The 16056-nt window shown below is 35.3% G+C and carries 18 protein-coding genes; 13 read left to right on the forward strand and 5 right to left on the reverse strand.

Annotated features, from left to right (window positions below):
• Nucleotides 1–182: 182 nt before the first annotated feature.
• From ACZ5N5_RS13435 to ACZ5N5_RS13450, 4 genes are all read left to right on the forward strand, one after another.
• Entirely contained in the window at nucleotides 183–899 is a 717-nt protein-coding gene (locus tag ACZ5N5_RS13435) for an ABC transporter ATP-binding protein (protein ID WP_109983946.1), read from the forward strand.
• The gene (locus tag ACZ5N5_RS13440; RefSeq protein ID WP_277679826.1) at nucleotides 899–1924 is read left to right on the forward strand and encodes an ABC transporter permease; all 1026 of its coding nucleotides are present in this window, start codon (nucleotides 899–901) and stop codon (nucleotides 1922–1924) included. Before ACZ5N5_RS13435 ends, ACZ5N5_RS13440 begins: the two co-directional genes overlap by 1 nt.
• Nucleotides 1925–1934: 10 nt before the next feature.
• Complete coding sequence (locus ACZ5N5_RS13445) at nucleotides 1935–2591, forward strand: TetR/AcrR family transcriptional regulator (RefSeq protein ID WP_109983948.1); 657 nt, start codon at nucleotides 1935–1937, stop codon at nucleotides 2589–2591.
• 177 nt (nucleotides 2592–2768) lie between these two features.
• Nucleotides 2769–2993, forward strand: coding sequence for a helix-turn-helix domain-containing protein (locus ACZ5N5_RS13450; protein WP_054859055.1), 225 nt, complete (start codon nucleotides 2769–2771; stop codon nucleotides 2991–2993).
• Between the two features lie 186 nt (nucleotides 2994–3179).
• Here ACZ5N5_RS13450 and ACZ5N5_RS13455 read toward each other — a convergent pair whose 3' ends face one another.
• Together ACZ5N5_RS13455 and ACZ5N5_RS13460 are read right to left on the reverse strand one after the other, a co-directional pair.
• Complete coding sequence (locus ACZ5N5_RS13455; RefSeq protein ID WP_464368152.1) at nucleotides 3180–3821, reverse strand: cysteine hydrolase family protein; 642 nt, start codon at nucleotides 3819–3821, stop codon at nucleotides 3180–3182.
• A gap of 19 nt (nucleotides 3822–3840) precedes the next feature.
• Nucleotides 3841–5148, reverse strand: a complete 1308-nt coding sequence (locus ACZ5N5_RS13460; RefSeq protein WP_181397456.1) for a DPP IV N-terminal domain-containing protein — start codon at nucleotides 5146–5148, stop codon at nucleotides 3841–3843.
• A gap of 169 nt (nucleotides 5149–5317) precedes the next feature.
• On the opposite strand from ACZ5N5_RS13460, the gene ACZ5N5_RS13465 reads away from it, so the two are divergent.
• From ACZ5N5_RS13465 to ACZ5N5_RS13475, 3 genes are read left to right on the forward strand one after another with little or no spacing between them, the layout of a single operon-like run.
• Nucleotides 5318–5872, forward strand: a complete 555-nt coding sequence (locus tag ACZ5N5_RS13465; RefSeq protein WP_277679822.1) for a tyrosine-type recombinase/integrase — start codon at nucleotides 5318–5320, stop codon at nucleotides 5870–5872.
• A 17-nt stretch (nucleotides 5873–5889) separates the two neighbouring features.
• A complete protein-coding gene (locus ACZ5N5_RS13470) occupies nucleotides 5890–7356 on the forward strand; it encodes a potassium/proton antiporter (RefSeq protein ID WP_109983952.1) in 1467 nt (488 codons plus the stop codon).
• A 17-nt stretch (nucleotides 7357–7373) separates the two neighbouring features.
• Nucleotides 7374–8105 (forward strand): class I SAM-dependent methyltransferase, encoded by a 732-nt coding sequence (locus ACZ5N5_RS13475; protein WP_109983953.1) that lies wholly within the window; start codon nucleotides 7374–7376, stop codon nucleotides 8103–8105.
• Between the two features lie 217 nt (nucleotides 8106–8322).
• On the opposite strand, the gene ACZ5N5_RS13480 is transcribed toward ACZ5N5_RS13475, so the two are convergent.
• Nucleotides 8323–9405 (reverse strand): hypothetical protein, encoded by a 1083-nt coding sequence (locus tag ACZ5N5_RS13480; protein ID WP_464372648.1) that lies wholly within the window; start codon nucleotides 9403–9405, stop codon nucleotides 8323–8325.
• Between the two features lie 404 nt (nucleotides 9406–9809).
• On the opposite strand from ACZ5N5_RS13480, the gene ACZ5N5_RS13485 reads away from it, so the two are divergent.
• From ACZ5N5_RS13485 to ACZ5N5_RS13500, 4 genes are all read left to right on the forward strand, one after another.
• On the forward strand, nucleotides 9810–10487 hold the full coding sequence (locus ACZ5N5_RS13485) for a BMQ_0737 family morphogenetic spore coat protein (protein ID WP_054787874.1): 678 nt from the start codon (nucleotides 9810–9812) through the stop codon (nucleotides 10485–10487).
• Between the two features lie 109 nt (nucleotides 10488–10596).
• The gene (locus tag ACZ5N5_RS13490) at nucleotides 10597–11172 is read left to right on the forward strand and encodes a hypothetical protein (RefSeq protein ID WP_054859061.1); all 576 of its coding nucleotides are present in this window, start codon (nucleotides 10597–10599) and stop codon (nucleotides 11170–11172) included.
• A complete protein-coding gene (locus ACZ5N5_RS13495; RefSeq protein ID WP_054859062.1) occupies nucleotides 11165–11461 on the forward strand; it encodes a hypothetical protein in 297 nt (98 codons plus the stop codon). The genes ACZ5N5_RS13490 and ACZ5N5_RS13495 overlap by 8 nt, the downstream gene beginning before the upstream one ends.
• Before the next feature lie 99 nt (nucleotides 11462–11560).
• Nucleotides 11561–12802, forward strand: coding sequence for a surface carbohydrate biosynthesis protein (locus ACZ5N5_RS13500; protein ID WP_109983956.1), 1242 nt, complete (start codon nucleotides 11561–11563; stop codon nucleotides 12800–12802).
• Nucleotides 12803–12841: 39 nt separating this feature from the next.
• Here ACZ5N5_RS13500 and ACZ5N5_RS13505 read toward each other — a convergent pair whose 3' ends face one another.
• On the reverse strand, nucleotides 12842–12979 hold the full coding sequence (locus ACZ5N5_RS13505; RefSeq protein WP_181397458.1) for a hypothetical protein: 138 nt from the start codon (nucleotides 12977–12979) through the stop codon (nucleotides 12842–12844).
• A 141-nt stretch (nucleotides 12980–13120) separates the two neighbouring features.
• Nucleotides 13121–13540, reverse strand: a complete 420-nt coding sequence (locus ACZ5N5_RS13510; protein ID WP_464372649.1) for a hypothetical protein — start codon at nucleotides 13538–13540, stop codon at nucleotides 13121–13123.
• Between the two features lie 214 nt (nucleotides 13541–13754).
• Between ACZ5N5_RS13510 and ACZ5N5_RS13515 the strand changes: the two genes are divergently transcribed.
• Both ACZ5N5_RS13515 and ACZ5N5_RS13520 read left to right on the forward strand, forming a co-directional pair.
• A complete protein-coding gene (locus ACZ5N5_RS13515; RefSeq protein ID WP_277680208.1) occupies nucleotides 13755–14555 on the forward strand; it encodes a BMQ_0737 family morphogenetic spore coat protein in 801 nt (266 codons plus the stop codon).
• Nucleotides 14556–15049: 494 nt separating this feature from the next.
• Nucleotides 15050–16051, forward strand: a complete 1002-nt coding sequence (locus ACZ5N5_RS13520) for an SDR family NAD(P)-dependent oxidoreductase (RefSeq protein WP_464368470.1) — start codon at nucleotides 15050–15052, stop codon at nucleotides 16049–16051.
• Nucleotides 16052–16056: the final 5 nt, after the last annotated feature.

The raw sequence follows: 16056 nt of genomic DNA on the forward strand, positions 1-16056 counted from the left end.
GGAAAGTTGCAAAAAAAGAGAGGCAACTTGCAAGAATAAGCGGAGAGTTGCAAAAAAGAATAGCACTCCCAAAAATCTTCAGAAAATATATTAATTATTTTTGTATTAAATGTTGACAATCCAAAATATTCAATTACAATTAAAGTGAGTAATCACTCATTATATGATAAGAAGGTGAAAATATGAGTATTATACAAATTGATAATGTCTCCCATCAATTTGGTAAGGAAAAAGTATTGAAGGATGTTGATTTGAAAATAGAGAAAGGGAAAATTTATGGTTTATTAGGACCCTCGGGTGCTGGTAAAACGACTCTTATTAATATGATTGTGGGCATGCTCAGGCCAACGAAAGGTACGATTATTGTTGACAATACAAAAGTTCCATCATTCAAGGTTCTTCACAAAATTGGTTTTATGGCACAATCTGATGCTCTATACCAAGAACTAACTGCATGGGAGAACATGGAGTTTATTGGCTCAATCTATCAGGTAAAGAAAAAGATTTTACAAAAAAAAATGAAAGAAGCTGCTAGAGCTGTTAATTTGGAAAATCACCTTAAAAAGCCCATTTCTCAATTTTCAGGAGGGATGAAAAGACGTTTATCGCTAGCTATATCCCTGTTGCATGAGCCAAGAATATTATTATTAGATGAACCCACTGTTGGAATTGATCCACTTTTACGTAAATCGATTTGGGATGAATTTCGCAAACTTCAACAAAATGGTGTTACGATCGTTGTGACGACACATGTGATGGATGAAGCAGATAAATGTGATCAGCTTGCGCTATTGCGTGATGGCAGGATTGTAGCGAGTGGCACTCCTCTTGAATTAAAAAAACAATATCAAGTAGAAACAATTGAAGATGTCTTTCTAAAAGACGGAGGTGTACTCTAATGGCAGTAGGAGCGATAGTAAAGCGAATTGTTAGTCAGTTTAAAAGAGATAAGCGTTCTTTAGCACTGATGCTATTAGCGCCAATGTTGTTACTTTTTCTTGTTTGGTTAGTTTTTAATGGTTCAGACTATAAACCATTAATAGGGTATGATAATTTACCTAATCCAATCATTGAATCTATTAGTGATAATAGTGAGGAATTGTTAAAATTAGACCGAGAAGAAGCAATATCCTTAATGAAAAGCGAAGAGCTAGATGCATATATTAGCATGGAAAATGAGCAACCAGCTATTTTATTAGAAGGCAGTGACTCGAATAAAAATAGTACAGTGATGCAAGTGGTCGAGGAAGCACTCCAATCAATGGATAATAACCAGAAAGGTACTGAGCCTAAGGTTGAATTCTTATATGGCTCAAGTGATTTAGGTTTATTTGACCGAGTTGGTCCAGTGTTAATTGGATTCTTTGTTTTTTTCTTTGTGTTTATTCTCGGTGGGATTTCGTTCTTAAGGGAGCGAACACAAGGAACATTAGTGAAGCTGTTATCGACACCTATTAAGCGATGGCAACTGGTTGTAGGTTATGTTGTAGGATTTGGTACTTTCACCATCCTGCAATCGATCTTGATTGTCCTTTTCTCCGTATATATATTAGATATGCATATGGTGGGATATGTATGGGAGCTTTTAATTGTTACCATTTTACTTGCTATTACTGCTCTAACCCTAGCAATATTACTCTCTACTTTTGCAAACAATGAATTTCAAATCATGCAATTTATTCCGATTGTAATTATTCCTCAGGTATTCTTCTCGGGCATCTTCAATTTGGACACATTGGATAAATGGATTCAAATATTAAGTAATTTCATGCCATTAACTTACGGGGCAGATGCTTTGAGTGATATGATGATAAAGGGTTACCATTTACAGGATGTTTGGTTTAACATAGTTGTATTATGTGGATTTGCATTAGTCTTCTTTTTACTCAATATTGTTGTATTAAAAAAACATCGAACTTTATAGGGGTGCATATATGAATCAAGAACATTTATTTGAACAGATCTTGAAAATGGGTGATCAAGAGAAAAGGGTTACTGATAAACAAGCTAAAATTCTTCAAGCAGCAATCGAAATTTTTGCTAAAAAAGGCTTTGCATCTACAACAACAAGTGAAATTGCTAAAAAAGCAGGTGTTGCAGAGGGAACCATTTTCCGGCATTACAAAACAAAAAAGGAACTACTTTATTCCATTATATCTCCCTTTGCAACAGAGCTTATTCTACCATTTTTCGCAGATCGATTTGTAAAGGAGGTTTTCGAAGCACCAACCAATCAAAGCTATGAAGAATTGTTAAAGCAATTAATCAGAAATCGCTTCAAATTTGTACAAAGTAATGTTGATTTAGTAAAAATAATTATTCAGGAAATGGCATTCCAGGAGGAAATCCAGCACTTTTTTCAGCAAACCTTTGTAGAAAAGGTATATCCAAAGTTTTCTAATTTCATTAAGGAATTTCAGAGAAGAGGAGAGATTTCAGCAGACTTTCCAATTAATACTGTATTACGTCTAACGATAGCCTCTGTTGTTGGTTTCCTTTTTACTCGTTTTGTTGTTTTACCGGATGCTAATTGGAAGGATGAGGAGGAAATCGAGCATACGATTGCATTTATTCGAAAAGGACTAGCTTAATCGAAGGATTTTTGTTGATAAAATCTCAATGATAAGTAATGGAAGAATACATTCGCGAAATATTGCCCTATTTAGACGTTTGTAGAGCACACCTTCTCTCTCGTGAACATATGATACAGTGACTAAGTAATACCCTCTTATTACAATGCCCTAAAGTTAGCAAGGAGGGGTTCACATTTGAAAGACAATGACTACAAGCCGAAGCAATTACTAACAAAAAGGGAAAGAGAAGTATTCGAATTACTAGTACAAGACAAAACAACAAAGGAAATCGCCCAAGAACTGTTTATCTCCCAAAAAACAGTTAGGAATCATATCTCAAACGCAATGCAGAAGCTGGGTGTAAAGGGGCGCTCACAAGCTGTGGTGGAATTGTTGCGCATGGGCGAGCTAGAGCTTTAATGGAATGATCGAAAACCAGTTATTCACTTGAAAAAGGAATAACTGGTTTTTCTGTTAGGTTAAAAGCGGAAATAATAAAAAGTGATTTATTGCTATGAACATCAAAAAGGCATCTGTTACTGGTTGGATTAAGTAATGAATACCCGTAATCAGTTAATTCCTAAACCATGAGAATGACAGGTTTGTCTAACGATTTCTCAATAACTGTACAATCTCAACCGTATCCATAAGATTTACTCCAATATTTCTCATTTCATCTATACCTCGTTCATATGTCTGAGAAATTGCATCCTTTGCCATCACAATTCGAAAGTCCCTTTCGCTTGCTTGGTAAATGGTAGTTCTAGGACAGTTTGGGAAATTACATCCACTAATAATAATGGTATCAATATTTTGAGTGCGTAAAAATTTCTCTAGATTCGTTCTATAAAAAGCACCCCAACGAGATTTATACATAATCCATTCCACATTAGCAATCTCTTGAAAATTCCCTCTTAGCAATTGATCAGGGCATAATCTAGTTTCATTGTTTGGTTTAATTTCATCAACTAATTCTGCCCCCTGTGTATGAGGAACCGCTATACGGAAACCTTTTTCTACCGCTTCTCTGCGACAAATGTCAACATTGGAGCCATCCGCTTTATAAAGGCGAATTATATGAAGAATTGGTAAGTTGTTTTGTCTGAACACTTGTAATAATTCCCTAATTTTAGATGTAACTTCCCATGTGCCATCAATTCGGGCTGGGGCATCAGGTAACACAAAATCATTTTGAGTATCAATCGTCATTAATATCGCATTGCTCCAATTTGGACTTGTGTAATTCATTCATAGCACCTCTTTATCATCATTTAACAATTCGCTTATAAATAAATATAAATATGATCGCAACAATAGAACAGCCAAAGATCGCTCCAGCTAACATTCCGATGCCTATACCGTACCAAGGATTTATCGTTACAGCTACCGCAATACTCGACATAAAGATAATCACAGCAATAGAAAAGCTAATGATTGAAGGAAGATAAACTTTGCTCGTATGGTAATGTTGAAAGAATATACTTAGTAAAATCACCAATAAAATATAGAGACATGCAATCGTAAAGCCGTTTATTGTTTGATCAATTAAATGGATCAAACGAATGCTATGTGCTGTCTTAGGAGCATCGAGCTGAATCGTTTCCAACTTCTGTGTCACTAAATCGATTGTCTTTAACGTAAACTTATCCGGTTCTTTTGGCCAGTTCGTACTTTCTAGAAAAGCAACTTTTTTACCTTTATGAAAAAATTCGATAGAAGTAACTGCTTTTCTGAAATTAGTCAATTTTTCTATTTTGTTTGAAGCCAAATCTAGAATATATAATTCATATTCAAAAAATGATTGAGATTCTTGTGAGACGTCTGTAAACGCCAAATGTTTTTCTTCTAAGGACAATTCCGCTTCATAAAAAGAGTAGGTATTAGCGAATTCCTTAGGAAGAAAAGATGGTTCCGTAGTTCGTGTTTTGTCTTCAATGGAATAGGCATAAATTCGTTCCTTCTCCCCATCAACTTCGTTATAATAAATTGTCTTTCCATCTGGAGATAGGAAAAGGTGATTCATCGAAAAGTGATCAGCATCCGTCAATTTTGTTATTTGTCCTCCAGCTGTTTCAATAGAGAAAAGATCAAATCCCTCTTTAGAGTTCTCACCTTTTTTAAACTCTTCCGCCTCGACGGCAACAAAATAGATATTATCCCCATCACGTGAAAAAATCGCATCTTTGACGTGTAGCTCTTCATCTGTTAATTCCCTATCTTTGCTTTTATTTAGTGTAATCGTTCGAAGTGATTGAATGCCTTCTTGATCCTCACTTAAATAGACAATTTTGTCACCACTGGGTGAGAACTTAGGCGAACGATGCTGTAGATTAGTGGGGTTAGTTATTTTTTGAACATTGGTACCATCAGGATTCGCCATATAAATCGATTCTTTGCCGTTTTCATAGTAGGAAAATGTTAGTTTTGAATCGTCAAAAGAAAGACTAATACTTTCTCCCAGTCCAGTATAATAACGATGAGGGTCATCGCCTAACAAGAAAGAATAGAGGATCATTCCAGATAATAATAAGATGGTCACACCAATTGTTACAAAGAGCATGCGTTTTCGTTTCATACAGAAATCCCTCATTCTACAATTTGAATATTATAGATATTACACCTAATTATACCAAATAGAACAATTGTTATCAGAAATTTTATGAAGGTTATCCATTACTATCATTTGATAATGTTACATAACCTTGTTAAAATTAATATTAAGTAACAATTAAAGAGGCGATTAAATGGAATTTGTTCATCCGATCAAGGACATCCATCAAATTAACAGAATGAAGAAGCTCTTAATTCAGCAATCGAAAAGGGATTATGCTTTTTTTGTTGTTGGAATTAACACTGGGCTTAGATTGAATGACCTTCTACATCTCAAAGTAAAACATGTTTGGAATGGACAAACGTTTTATGATTTTCTCCATGTTGATAATAGTGATCCACCATATTTTTTAAACGATAATGCTAAAAAGGCACTCAAGGACTATATTTTTAGCAATCATGATATGGAACCAGATCACTACCTGTTCAAATCACAAAAAGGCAATCTCCCCATTACCCGTCAACAAGCCTATCGAATTATAAACAAAAAGGCACAAGAAATTGGTTTAACTGGTAAGGTTGGCACACATACTCTAAGAAAAACCTTCGGCTATCATGCTTATAAAAAAGGTGTTGCCATATCTTTATTGCAAAAAATATTTCATCATTCTACAGCAAGTGAAACGTTGCACTATTTAGATATTCAAAACGATAACGATACAGTTATCATGATTGATGTAAACTTGTAGGAAAGGAAAGTGAATCTATGGATCATTTGATACTATCATCTGAACACTTTATTTTTGTTGTAGCATTATTATTAATCATTGGTGTGTTGGCCACAAAAATTTCAACAAAATTAGGCGTTCCAGCTCTCATATTGTTTATCATTGTTGGTATGTTAAGCGGAAGTGAAGGCTTAGGGTTTATTTATTTTGACAACGCCAAAGTAGCTCAATTAATCGGTGTTATTGCCCTTGTTATTATTCTATTCGAAGGAGGACTTCAGACCAAATTCTCCACTGTTAAATCTGTCGCAAAGCCCGCACTATCTCTTGCAACAATAGGAGTACTACTCACTACCTCCATCGTTGCCGTTGCAGCAAAACTAATCATGGATATTAGCTGGTTTGAAGCATTTCTATTTGGTTCCATTGTCGGATCTACAGATGCAGCAGCGGTATTTTCTGTATTAAAAGGTCAAAATATTAAGGAAAGATTAGGGGCCACTCTCGAAGTGGAGTCTGGTTCAAATGATCCAATGGCCGTGTTTTTGACGGTATCGTTCATTGAAATCTTAACTATCGATGATCCATCCTATATTATGATGATCGGATCATTCTTTTGGCAGATGGGAATGGGTTTATTAATTGGTTGGATCTTAGGGAAACTTGCAGTAAATGCTATTAATCGCGTAAATCTGGACTCTAGTGGGTTATATCCTGTTTTTGCTGTTTCATTTGCCTTATTGGCTTATAGTATTACCGACTTTATCGGAGCAAGTGGCTTATTGGCTGTCTACCTATCTGCAATGATTATCGGAAATACAGATTTAACTTATCGCTATTCTATTTTAAAGTTCAATGAAGGTTTTGCTTGGATAATGCAAATCCTAATGTTTGTCATTTTAGGTCTTTTAGTATTTCCTTCTCAGTTATTTACCTTAGATGTGATCTGGAAAGGTCTTATTCTTGCGGGAACTTTGATTTTGGTTGCACGACCTATTGCAGTGCTATTATCCATTACTAAAATGGGTTTTAAATGGCGAGAAAAGCTATTCCTGTCTTGGGCAGGACTACGAGGTGCTGTTCCAATCGTACTGGCCACCTTCCCGATGATTGCAGAAGTTGAAAATAGTCAAATGATCTTCAATGTCGTATTCTTCGTTGTGATGACTTCGACTTTATTGCAAGGTTCTACGATTTCTACCTTTGCTGAGAAATTAAAGCTAACTGGTCCAACTAAAGTAGAACCAAGTCACACCTTAGAGCTTGTCTCTATAGGAAAAGCAAATGCCGAAATAATTGAATATGTAGTAAATGAAGAATCTTTTGTAAAGGGAAGTAGAATAAAAGAAATAGATTTTCCAGATGATGTATTAATTAATGCAATTATCCGAGAGGAAGATTTGATAACACCTTCAGGAGATTCACAAATCGAGGTCGGCGATATATTATATATTTTAACTTCCAAAAGAAGTAAAAAAGCACTGAACAAGTTACTAAAAGTATAGCGGTATGGAGTGATTTGATGGAGGAAAATTCTTTTTATAATAAAGTTGGTAAGATAAACGGCTGGAATTTTGATCATCTTCAAGTAACAACTGAAGGGATAGCTAAGGAGATTAGTCAAGAGGTTTATCAGTTATGTTCCCCAACAGATATTGTGCTGGATATCGGAACAGGGGGTGGGGAGAGGCTGCTAAACCTAGCTGATTCTGTTCTATTAGCAGTAGGGATAGATCTATCACAAGAAATGATCAAAAAAGCCCAAAATAATTGTACTATTCAAAATGTACGTTTTGCTGAAATGCCGGCAGACAATTTATTATTTCCAGATCAGTTTTTTGATGTCATCACTTGTCGCCATGCACCATTTTTTGCGAAAGAGGTAGAGAGAGTATTAAAGCAAGGTGGGACATTTTTAACGCAACAAGTTAGTGAAGGAGATAAAATAAATTTAAAACAAGCATTCGGACGTGGTCAAGCCTTCGAAATTGCCGATGGTACGTTAAAAGAGAGGTATAGGTCCGCAGTAGAGGATGCCGGTTTTGATCAAATTCAAGTCCATGATATAGAAGAAGTAGAATATTATCAACGTCCAGAGGATTTAATTTTTTTATTAAAGCATACCCCTATCATCCCGAATTTCGGTGAACAAGAGGATGACTGGATAATATTAGAAAAATTTATAACTGAACACCAAACAGAACAAGGAATTAAGACGAATACAAAAAAATTCCTAATAGTGGCTAGAAAATAATGTCCGTCAAGACCATATATCTTGGTAAAAGCTCTTGGTAAAAGTCCAATGTAAAAGCATTATTGCCAAGATAAAAGGATATATCTAGGTAAAAGCCCAAGGTGATATCAAGATAAAATAAAGCATGGAGGTAATCACACAAGCCAGTAACTATTTTTTTATCATCAATCAGCTTTAATCTATATATATGGCTTAGCAATTACCTGTACTAAGGAGCTTATGTTTTTTTCCACAAGGATTTAGCGAGAAGCCATGTCTTTTTAAGACCGGTTGGTTCTTCTACGGCTTTTTCTAGCACCTCATGGTTTGGCTCTAATTCATTTGACGCTATTGTGCTGTCATTTTTAGGATCTTCGCTTTTATGGTCTATTATTGTGGGCGAGTTAGTAGCTTCTTGATCCGAGAATGTACTCTCTTGATTAGAAGCTTCTACTGCTATCTCCTCTTGTTTTAAAATTGGTTCGTTTTCTCCTTTTACATCAACGTTTGGTTGTTGAGCTTTCTTTATTTGCTCCTCCATTAATTCCTCGTTAACTGGAGTATTTTCCGCCTTTTGCATCTCTTCTTTTTCTTTTGATTTGGCAGTCTTTGTATTTGTTATAATAACTTTGTTTAATTCAAATTCTCTTGTTCGGAATGTCTTTTTTCCTTTACTAATAGTAATTGTTCCTCGTTTATTGTTGTTCTCTACAGAGGAGGAGTTAGATTGACTTGCTGAATTTGTGGTTGTATGGTGGTTTTTCGGTAGTTGAGTGGAAGAGGGAGTTGGTTGATGGATCGTCTTCAGCATTTGTTGTAACCTACGATATTCTGATTTTTGATTTGTCGCTTTTGACTGGATTCCGCTGTTTTTTTGTCGCTGTTCGATTGCCTTTTGGTAAGCTTCTCTTTGCTCTGCTAGTTGTTTTTTGACTTTAGCTAATTCCTCATCTGTTTTGTGAAGGACAAGATCCATTTTTTGTACAAGATCAGATGTACGTAATTCATTTACACGACCTTTGATTAATGAGATGTCTTTCTTTAATTGATTGATAGAATGATTGATTGTACGAATTTCTCCTGATATTTTCTGTTCTTGCTTTTCATAGTTATCGATTTGCCGCTGATATGAATTTTCCATTGCTATCATTTCTCCTTTTAGCTTAGAAAATTTCCTTTTTAATAAGATTAACTCTCTTTGTGACTTTAGAAACGTTTTACTGTCTTCCGAATTTATAACATCAAATGTGTGCTTATAAACCTCTAAATCACGCTTTATTTTATCAATATCTTCCGTTTTGTACAGCCTATATCGATACATGACGATTCACCCTTTTTATAGCACATTAATATAATATTGATGAAACATCAAATCGTGACAAATGTGCTAGTTTTTGTAGTAATGAGATTAGTTAAAGTGGTTGCACAAAGAAAAGAATGTTCCTTAACAAATCTGGATAATGAGCAATCGATAATTCCTCATATCTAAAAATGGATAAACTATCGAAAAACTACACTCCTAATTGGATTATTCTATTCTTGGAAGCTAATTTTCTTCAGAATTACGAAAGTCATGGTTGTTGTTACATCTGTGCGGAGTACTATTAGTATGATATTCACCTAACTTCCTAAATATCATGATATTTCCGCTAATTCACTAAAACGTTTTGCTGCACATTGTCATAGGCTATATGGACATTAATCTTATTTGGAGGTGTTTGCACGATGCAAGCAGAGAATTTAGTAGGAGGGCAGGAGCTTCTGTGTATAAATACAGAGAAGGTATATGATTGGATTTTAAATGAAGCTTCCTTTGATCTCAGTCTAAATGATTTAGACTTACCGGTAAATCCTGTTACAGGTACTCAATTAGAGTGTGATGATATTGATCTTGATACGGTTTCTTGTACAGTTGCTCCAGCCGAAATTGATCCAATTGTCGTATTAGACAGAGAAAATCAAGTTTTTATGCTTGATGGAGAAGAAGTAACACTACAACTCGTAAATATTCGCAAAAACTTTGAAGTGACTATTTTTGTTAACCTAGTGGCTGAGCTTGGAGGAGCACAGGTAGAAGTCGGATCGGCAGATTTTACCCGCTGTGAGCAAGTGATTTTATGTGCTCCAACAGGAACAGACATAAATGTAACTTATACGGACTTAGATTGCTTTGTATGTACTGCAACTTGTGATCCCGGTACGACAACAGAAGTAGATGAGTTGGATGTAACCGTAACTGTTCGTCTTTGCCAAAGCATTCAATCTACTTTCCCAGTCACACTTGAGCTTGAGGCTGCTTTCTGTGAACCAAGAGACATTTTACCATTCCCACCATGCCCAGCTCCAACAATGCCAGCGCAATGTCCGGTTGTTTTCCCGAACAGCAATGGTAATAACAGATAAGCTAAGATCATAAACATAAAGAGAGGAGAGTCCTCTCTTTATTTTTTTCGAGTAATTTTAAGATCCTGACTCATGTATAGAAAAAAACTGTTAGCATGGAGGTGCAAGCATGAACTCAATTCATTCACTACAGCGTAAAATGAAAGAATGGAAGAGTGTTCAATCTTCCCAATGGAATGAAGTCAGAGATTTAATTGCTGCTTTAGATACGAGTCAATCATTAAATATTGTTAGTTTTTTTACTTATTCTCTTAATATTACACATGCACAAGGATATGATAATTATTGCCTCGGAAGTTATCATATTAAGAATATCGGAACAAAGCCTCTTATCAATCCCTATATTTGTATAAAGTTATCCGATGAATCTATATTGGAGTTCTCTGGGAAATACCTTTATAAAAATTTTCAGCAGTCAATTCGAGTTGCTAATGCATGGGAACGCTTGAATGAATCGACAGATAAACAGGAATTTTGGTTAAGGCCAACCCATACTCAAATATTGAATCCTTTTGAAACGTTAACCTTTCCGAATTTTCAAATTAAATGGAATCCTGAGGATACTTATTCTGAAAGTATACAGGGCTTTACATATGGTGACGAGCTATCAAATGGGCAAAATTCCCTTAATACCATTCATATAAATGGCTCCATCCAATTGAGGGAGGGTGAAGAGGATGAATAATGGAAACCAAGAATGGATGAAGCAATTTTTTGATCAGTATGTAAAGGATTTTACACATCATGAAGGCAATCGTAGTTTTGTTTTTCTTGAAAATCATACGTTACAAATGGTCATGACTTATTTATTCATGCACTTAGAGAATCAACCAATAACTCAAAAGAAAGAAGATATTTCAACAGAAGATTTCGAGCAATTAGAAAGGCTTTTAGATGAAATGATAGAGGAGAGTAACATGGCACACAAAGAAATGATCACGATACTTCAAGAAAAGCTGAACACGTCTTCTTAAATATCCCAATGGAAAGAAACCCCAACGCATTTTTCAAATAATAAAACCTACAGATGATTACCAGTTTTCATTAACTGGTACGTGAAGGGTTGTTAGAATGTGAAAAGTATAGAAAAGTGGTTATACTTACCAATCGAAGTAAAGGTAAGAGAGCAAGATGCTAAGCTAATATTAGCCTATCATGCGCTTAAGGAAGGATACCATGTCATGATAGGAGATCATATTCAAGTCGAAATGGCTTTAGAGAGCTTTCCAAAAGGTATCTTTTTTTCTAAAGGTGGCCCCCATGGTTTTAGAAAAAGAGTAATTACACACGCTAAGGACCATGGACATTTAGTGGTGGAGTTAGATGAAGAAGGCTTATTAATTCAAAAAAAATCATATTTAATGGATCGTATGAGAAGGGATACTCTTTTACATGTTTCCAAGGAATTTTGTTGGGGAAGCCATCAAAAAAGGTCCATTACAAGTGCAAATCCAGATCTTACGAATCGCTGTCATGAGGTAGGTAACCCAAGATTTGATTTATTACAGCCCAAATATCGGACGATCTATGAGGAAGAGGCTCAATCGATAAAGGATCAATACGGGAACTTTATTCTTGTTAATACAAGATTTTCTCAATATAATACAGCAAAGGGAAAGAAGGAAAATACGTATTATCAATTTATTAAGCAATTATATAATAGATTCCTAGATTTAGTCGAAGAGTTATGTAAAAAATTCCCACAGTACACCATAGTTATACGACCACATCCTGGCGAAGACTTTAACTCCTATCGAAAATACTTCTCTGGCTATAAAAATGTCCATGTTGTCCATGAGGGAAGTATTATAAAATGGTTAATGGCTGCTCAAGTAATTATTCATAATGGATGTACCTCTGGTATAGAAGCATTCCTTTTAAATAAACCGCTTATTTCTTTTATCCCATTTGCCACAAAAGAATTAGACCTCCCCAATCAATTAGGGAGGAAAGCAAAAAGTTATAAAGAAGTTATTTCTATACTAGAAAACATTTTTTCCTCTCAGTCGATACTAACTTCAGAAGAGAAAGAGCAGCAGCGTAGGTTGTTGTCCAACTTTTATAAATGGGATGATAATAGCTATTCTTATACCTCAATTTTACAATATTGTAGAGATCTTCAACTACCATCACATGTTACACCGAAAAATCCGAAACGGCTCTCGTTGAATAGAAAACATAGAAAACGAAAATTCACTCTTACAGGAGAAGAGATTTCAGATTTTTTTTCGAGGCTAGATCAAATTGAAGGCAATTCTACATCCTATCAAATAGTACCAATAGCTGCTAATTTATATAAACTTAGTCTTAAGTAGTTCAGTGAGGGATGAACAATCCCCCACTGATAAATACCTCTATTTTAAACAACATCCTCCACGACGTCTAATAATTGCTTTTTTCTTAACAGAGGATGAAATAACAATTGGTTCATTGGAATTGGAATTCTCGGAGTTATTTTGTCTATTTTTACCTGACTTATCCTTTGCCTTCATGAAAACAGCTCCTTCATACTTTATATTTCATTATAGTAAATTGAGTTAAATTTGGAATGGGCAAATTCACAATAACTAGAAAAAAAGGCAATGGACATCTAGTGAGATTAGCCCATGTAGTTATTACGTAAGCAAATATTGCTAGAATAATTTAATGCTATTACTGGGTGGAATGTACTTTTGTTTTACTGGTTGGATGTGAGAAGGCTTCCATTCATGATGATTTTTCTCAGATGGATTTGTTCTGTGTATGGAATGAAGTATCGTTTGAATTTGGCGATACTCAGATTGATTATTCTTAGGAGCTATTAGATCCGGCTCGTCTATTGATCTTAGGTTCTGTATTCGTTCATTATGCTGATCCAAATCCTTTTTTAGTTCGGTAATTTGGTTATCCGTTTTGTTCATGCTGGAGTTTACTTTGTTTAATAGCTCCTCCACCCGTAGATCTTCTATGTCCTTCTTAATTAATTCAACCTCTTGTTTTAATTGCGTGATCGATTGCTGAAGAGTGCTGATAGGATCGGTTATTCTTTCATCACTTACATTCTCTTCATTCATTTCGAATCTCCTTTCAATGATTATCCTTCCATGTTTCTTATTCTATCGTATGGTTGATTGCCCAAATCGTGATTAGTCTTAACCTAATGAGTAAAATCTAGCGAGTGTATGAACCAATTAATCCATTACATCATAGGCTATAAGTGAAAATTCTCTAATCTCTTTCTCTTCCAATGAAAAGAAGAGCGATCAATCTTTTTAGGAGGTGTATATTTTGAATTGTTATCAAGTCGACGGAGAGCAAGAAATTCTTTGTATTAATACGAAAAAAGTTTACGACTGGATTTTAAATGAAGCAGAATTTGATTTAACTTTAAACAATCTAGATTTACCTGTAAATCCAGTTACAGGTATACAATTAGAATGTGATGATATAGACCTTAATAGCGTTAGTTGTACGGTTACACCAACAGAAACAGATCCCATTACAATATTAGGCAGAGAGAACCAACTCGTTTTTATAGATGGTGAGGAAGTAGTTCTCCAAATCGTCAATATTCGCAAAAATTTTGAGGTAACGGTATTTGTGAACTTAATCGCTGCATTAGGTGGTGCTACAGTAGAAGTCGGTTCCGTTGAATTTTCTCGCTGTGAACAAGTAATTATGTGTGCTCCCGATGGAACGGATATTGACGTAATCAATGTAGACTTAGACTGTTTTGTTTGTACTACTAGTTGTGACCCTGGCACAACGACAGAGGTGGATGAGCTAGATGTGACTGTCAATGTTCGTTTATGCCAGAGCATTCAATCAACATTTGATGTAACACTGGAAATTGAAGCGGCTTTCTGTCAACCAAGAGACATTTTACCATTCCCGCCATGTCCAGCTCCAACCATTCCATTACAATGCCCTGTTGTGTTCCCCAATAATAATGTTATAGAAAAAAAGCATGAGATGAAGGAGGATTTTCATCCACCTGAACTAAATGACTTTCAGGAGCTAATGGAAAATCATCACACAGCAATTCATGATGCAAGCATGGATACAAATGAAATGAAAGATAATGAATAAAGGGAGGATAATACCCTCTCTTTATTTTTTTTGGAAGCTTAAGATTAGCTTATGAAAAACAAAAAAAGTGGAATAGGTCGATATAAGAGAACCTGTTAAAATACATAAATTGCTCAAAAGCTTAAGGATTAAAAAATGGGTTGAAAATATAGGCCATGCTCTTTAACTAATAAGCTCCCCTTTAATATATATATTAGAGTACACAAGATAAGGAAGGCTCAAGAAATGGAAGGAGCATGGGTGAAGATAAGTAAATCAGAGTTAACCGTCCGCAAGACCACCACTTCAGGATGTGAAAGTAACGCGGTCCGACCGGATATTAGTCACTAAACATTCTGTTAAGTTTCGTTAATGAATAACCCTCCATGATGGTAGTCTCGCTTTATCACAAACGGATATTAACTTGGTAAATTGAAAATGGCTTCAACAGAAAGACAAGAGGCCTTATGGATGAAAGGTACGGGGAATAATTTGTAATGAAAGAGGGAGATGTTGTGTATTTTGAAAATAAAAGAATTTTAATCATTGGAGGTACTGGGACTATAGGTACAAGCCTTGTAGGATACCTATTAAAAGAAAATCCACAAATTATAAAAATATTGAGTCGTGATGAATATAAGCAACACATGATGAAGGAAGCTTTTGATTATCATGAGAAATTACATTTTATTATCGGAGATGCACGTGAGTATGACAGTTTAATCGAAGCAATGGAGAGGATAGATTATGTCATACATGTTGCGGCAATGAAGAGAGTAGAAGTCTGTGAAAGTAATCCATTTGAGGCAGTAAGAACGAATGTGATGGGAACGTATAACGTGATGAAAGCAGCAACTCAACAACATGTCAAAAAGGTTGTGTTTACAAGCTCAGACAAAGCGATATCACCAACCAATGCTTATGGAGCAACAAAGCTTCTAGCGGAAAGAATGATAGCAGCTACTGAAAAAAATAAAGAATCGTCTACTATTTTTGCTAGTGTTCGTTTCGGCAATGTTATGGGCTCAAGAGGATCAGTCATTCCATTATTCATTGAACAGATTAAAAACAACCAAAGAATCAATGTGACAAATAAGAACATGACGAGGTTTATGATGACACTGGAGCAAGCTACAGAATTAACCTTAAAAGCTTTAAGAGAAGCGCAAGGTGGAGAAGTATTTGTCTTGAAAATGCCTGTCATTCAATTAGGGCTGCTAGCGGAGGTTTTAATCGAAGAGATAGCAAAACAAAATAGATTAAGAGAAGATGGTATAGAAGTAAAGGTTACAGGACTTCGAACTGGTGAGAAGATGTATGAAGAATTAATGACAATGGATGAATCCAAAACAGCATTAGAGTTACAAGATATGTACATCATTCCAAGTCTATCGAATAACAACAAGGCGTACGAAGGGGCAAAGAAAGCTGATATACGAACCTACAGCTCGTCTAGTCAAAAAGCCTTAGATCGAGAAGGATTACGGGCATTATTAAAGAAAGCTGGATTCATTTAATTAAG

The sequence above is a fragment of the Gracilibacillus sp. JCM 18966 genome (genome assembly GCF_055392695.1).